Here is a 4,114-nt window from a genome sequence, read left to right on the forward strand (position 1 = left end):
CCGCGGGCGGTATGTCCGGCCCGATCGATTCCTCGACCCGGCGGCGGAGCTGGGTCTGCATCGGCCAATGATGGTTTTCCTCGTAGAAGCGGGCGACGCCGTAAAACGGCACCGCCACGCCTTCGCGCACCAGACCGAGCCAATGCACCAGCTTGAGCGGCATCGGGTCCTTGGCCTGGCGCGCCGTCTGCTCGGCCTTGGCCCATTGCCCGTCGGCGACCGCCTGAAACGCGGCCTGGGCGATCTTGGCGTCGGCCGGATTGGCGAACAGATCAGCGGGCAGGCTGGGGCCCGCGGCGCGGGCTGGGGCCGAGGCGACGACGGCGAGTATCCCGGCAAGAAAAGTGGCGGGCAGCGTTCGCCGAAGGTGCGCGTACATCCTTACTCCCGTGGGCACGTCTTGTTCGGTCCATAGGACGCGGCTCGGGGATTCTAAGTGCTCGAACCGGTCCCGGGTAGATGAAATCGGCGGTGAATCCGGGGCGAGGGGCGCTTGCCCCGTCCGATCTCGGGCGGTATCGTCCGCCGGAAACGTTCACGCATCGCTAACATGCCGGAGAAAATCATGTTCCGGGGCTCTTTCGTTGCCCTCGTCACGCCGTTCAAGAACGGACAGGTGGACGAATCCGCGTTCCAGGGATTGGTCGATTGGCACGTCGCCGAGGGCACCGACGGCCTGGTACCGTGCGGCACCACCGGCGAATCGCCGACCCTCAGCCACGACGAGCATATGCGCGTGGTTGAACTGTGCATCGAGGCCGCCGGCCGCCGCCGTCCGGTGGTCGCCGGCACCGGCTCCAACTCGACCGAGGAAGCGATCGCGCTCACCCGCCACGCCAAGAAAGCGGGCGCCGATGCCGCCCTGGTGGTAACGCCCTATTACAACAAGCCGACCCAGGAAGGGCTTTATCTCCACTTCAAGGCGATTCACGACGCGGTCGACTTGCCGATCGTGATCTACAACATCCCGCCGCGCAGCGTGGTCGACATGTCGGTCGAAACCATGGCCCGGCTCGCCAAGTTGCCAAACATCGTTGGGGTCAAGGACGCAACCATGGACCTGACCCGGCCGATGAAGACGCGCGCCGCCATTGGCGACACGTTCTGTCAGATGTCGGGCGAGGACGGAACGGCGGTGAATTTCCTCGCCGGCGGCGGGCACGGCTGTATTTCGGTCACCGCCAACGTCGCGCCGCGCCTGTGCGCCGAGGTGCAACGGTTGTGGCGTGCCGACAAGGCCCACGACGCGGTCGCCTTGCAGCAGCGGCTGATGCCGCTGCACGTCGATCTGTTCTGCGAAACCAATCCGGTGCCGGCAAAGTACGCCCTGCACCTGCTCGGCAAGTGCGCGCCGGACGTCCGTCTGCCGCTCGCGCCGCTGTCCGAAGGCGGGCGGGCGAAGGTGCGCGCGGCGATGCAGGCGGCCGGCGTGCTCAACTAGGCGAATGGCCAAGGACGCCACGCCGCGCCGGTTTGCCGCCCAGAACCGGAAGGCACGCCACGATTATTTCATCGAAAGCACGCTCGAGGCCGGCATTCAGCTGACCGGCACCGAGGTTAAGTCGCTGCGCGACGGCCGCGCCAGCATCGCCGAGGCCTACGCCGGCGAGAAGGACGGCGAGCTTTACCTGCTCAACGCCCACATTCCGGAATATTCGGCGAGCCGCTTCAACCACGAGCCGCGCCGGGCGCGCAAATTGCTGGTCCACAAGCGCGAGATGCGAAAGCTGCTCGGCGCGGTATCGCGCGAGGGCAAGACCCTGGTGCCGCTCTCGATCTATTTCAACAAGCGCGGCCGGGCCAAGGTCGATCTCGCGCTCGCGCGCGGCAAGCACAAGGCCGACAAGCGCGCCGCCATCAAGGAACGCGACTGGAAGCGCGAGCAGGGGCGTTTGATGCGGGAGCGGGGGTAGATTCGATGAAATATAATTACGAGAAACTAAAACGAATTGGCGGACCTACCGCTATACTTCTAGAAGAAGAATAAATGGTTGTACATATATTCTTCAACGTAAACCGAAACAGCGTCACGTCCGCTTCAAATCCTTGAGCGTTTCCGGGTGGTGGTCGAGCAGGCGGAGCAGGTTGCTCATCGGCTTGCTGACCGCGACGCCGCGCGCCTCGTATTTCTGAAACGCGCGCGGGCCGCCGCCGAGAATTTCGCCCGCCGCGCGCTGCGACAGCCCGAGCCGCTTGCGGATGCGCGTGACCTCCCGCGCCGTCAGCACTCCGTCGGCGCGGGCCTTCAAATCCATGAAGGCGGCCTCCGTCGCCCTCACGTCCGTCGCGTCCAGCAGAACTTCGTCGCACGTTTCGCAATACCATCCCGGTTGTGTCACCCTGGCCTTGAGGTGTTTGTAGGCAACGGTGTCCGGGCGCGAATCCCGAACCATCGTTCCACCGCACGCGGGGCAGGGGCGCCGATTGATCCGCTTCTTGCCGTTCTTGCGGGCCATTGCCAACTCCTTATCTTTCCGTCGGGGTCATTTTTCCTTGAACGACAACAGGACGAACCCGGCGGACACGGTGAATTTGACGTACAAGGTCGTTCCCTCCCACGGCAGATGGTACACGTCCTGCCATGCGCGGTGGTCGTGTACCGCCGTCATCGACTTGTAAAACTGCCCGCGCCGCAGGCCGGACAAAGCCGTTTTCATCTCCTCGATTCCCAAGCCGAGTGCCTGCGCGTCGCGGACGGCGGTCCGGGTGAAGACGGCGCGGTCGGCAGCCACTGCGGCCTTAAACGCCTCGAGGTCGTGGGTTGGCTTGCGCTTCTCCACTCGGGCAGTATGGCACCATTATGGTGCTATAGCAAGGGAAGAACTGCCCCTCCCCGGAAGTTCACGGTGCGCCGGTCGCGCCTTCGGTTCCGATTTCCAGGATCTCGGCGACGGGCAGGACCGCGATGTCGCGGAATTTTTCGTACTTGGGATTGTCGAGATCGACGAGATTGGACACGCGAGCAAATGTCTCCGGCGCGAACGTCTCGGCACCGTCCGCGGCGCGATGGCGAACGCCATAGCGCACCGTCGCACGTTCGCGGGCGGTAAGCTTGCCGAGCAGGGTTTTCGACGCCAGCACCGCGCCATCGCGGGCAAAATCCGAAAGCCGCCCGGCGGTATTGACCGTGTCGCCCAGAACCGTGAATTCCACGTGCGTCGGCGTCTGATAGGCGCCGAACCACTCCTGACCGGCGTGGAGTCCGATGTTCAGGCGCAGCTCGTGGCCCCAGTTCTTTTTCAGCCGCCATTCGCGGCTAATCTCGCGCATGATTTCGCGCATCTCGACCGCGCAACGCAGGGCATTCAAGGCGAAGTTGTTGTCGGGCTGCGGCAGAAAGTAACAAACCAGCCCGTCGCCGGCATGCTTGCCGTGGGTTGCGTGGTATTTGCGCAGCTTCGGCTCCATCGCGCCCCAGATGCGGTTGATGAGCTGGAAGTACTGCTCGGGCGGCAATTCGGCCGAAATCCGGACCGAATTCTGCACGTCAGCCACCAGGACCGCGACATCGGTGAGGCAGGGCTCGCGCTTGCGCATCAGATCGCGGATCACCACGTCGCGCCGGGCGAGGAATTGCAGCAGAGTCGATCCATCGTCTTGGGTCGGTTGGTAGGTAAAAAACACGCCCTCACGGAAGAACGAGGCGTAGACGTCGTGTGGGCGGCCGGGTTCTCCAGGCGCGGCCAATTCGATTTCTGCGCGCGCGAGCGGGCCCGCCGGAATCTGTTCGGTCGAGACCGAATCGTAAATGCGCATGAGTCGCTCCATCTCGGCCGCGTCCAGATCGCGACCGAGCGCGAACAGCCCGGCGCGCGAGAGCCGACGCTTGACGATCCCGAGATGCAGCGCGATCAGCGCTTCGGCGCCTTCGGCGGCGGCGAGCGGACCGTGGAGAAGGAAGGCGAAAATGTTGCGTTCGGACGATTCGGCGCGCACGTTGAATTCGGGTCCGAAGATCTCGCGCGCGGCGCGCTCGTTGGCCCATTCGATTTCGAACCGGGCGTTGACCAGATAGGCCGGGCATTCGATCCGATCCAGGGTCAGCCCCAGGCCCCGGCCGTCGCCGACCGGCCGGGCGAGCGGGACCGGCGATGCCGCCGCCGCGCGCGGTTCA

Annotated in this window: 6 protein-coding genes; 2 read left to right on the top strand and 4 right to left on the bottom strand. The window is 64.8% G+C overall.

What is annotated here, in order from left to right; translation table 11 throughout:
• A partial coding sequence (locus FJ311_15955) for a hypothetical protein (GenBank protein MBM3952928.1) occupies positions 1-379 on the bottom strand: 379 nt, incomplete at its 3' end.
• Between the two features lie 186 nt (positions 380-565).
• On the opposite strand from FJ311_15955, the gene FJ311_15960 reads away from it, so the two are divergent.
• Positions 566-1,441: a 4-hydroxy-tetrahydrodipicolinate synthase gene (locus FJ311_15960; GenBank protein ID MBM3952929.1), complete on the top strand. Its 876-nt coding sequence runs from the start codon at positions 566-568 to the stop codon at positions 1,439-1,441.
• A 4-nt stretch (positions 1,442-1,445) separates the two neighbouring features.
• Positions 1,446-1,913: an SsrA-binding protein SmpB gene (gene smpB, locus FJ311_15965; GenBank protein MBM3952930.1), complete on the top strand. Its 468-nt coding sequence runs from the start codon at positions 1,446-1,448 to the stop codon at positions 1,911-1,913.
• A gap of 114 nt (positions 1,914-2,027) precedes the next feature.
• Here smpB and FJ311_15970 read toward each other — a convergent pair whose 3' ends face one another.
• The 3 genes from FJ311_15970 to FJ311_15980 all read right to left on the bottom strand — a co-directional run.
• On the bottom strand, positions 2,028-2,456 hold the full coding sequence (locus FJ311_15970) for a type II toxin-antitoxin system MqsA family antitoxin (GenBank protein ID MBM3952931.1): 429 nt from the start codon (positions 2,454-2,456) through the stop codon (positions 2,028-2,030).
• A gap of 27 nt (positions 2,457-2,483) precedes the next feature.
• Positions 2,484-2,780 (bottom strand): type II toxin-antitoxin system MqsR family toxin, encoded by a 297-nt coding sequence (locus FJ311_15975; protein MBM3952932.1) that lies wholly within the window; start codon positions 2,778-2,780, stop codon positions 2,484-2,486.
• Positions 2,781-2,841: 61 nt separating this feature from the next.
• Positions 2,842-4,114, bottom strand: a 1,273-nt coding sequence (locus FJ311_15980) for an adenylate/guanylate cyclase domain-containing protein (protein MBM3952933.1), incomplete at its 5' end; no start/stop codon positions are given.

Source organism: Rhodospirillales bacterium (assembly GCA_016872535.1).
Lineage (GTDB): Bacteria > Pseudomonadota > Alphaproteobacteria > Rhodospirillales > 2-12-FULL-67-15 > 2-12-FULL-67-15.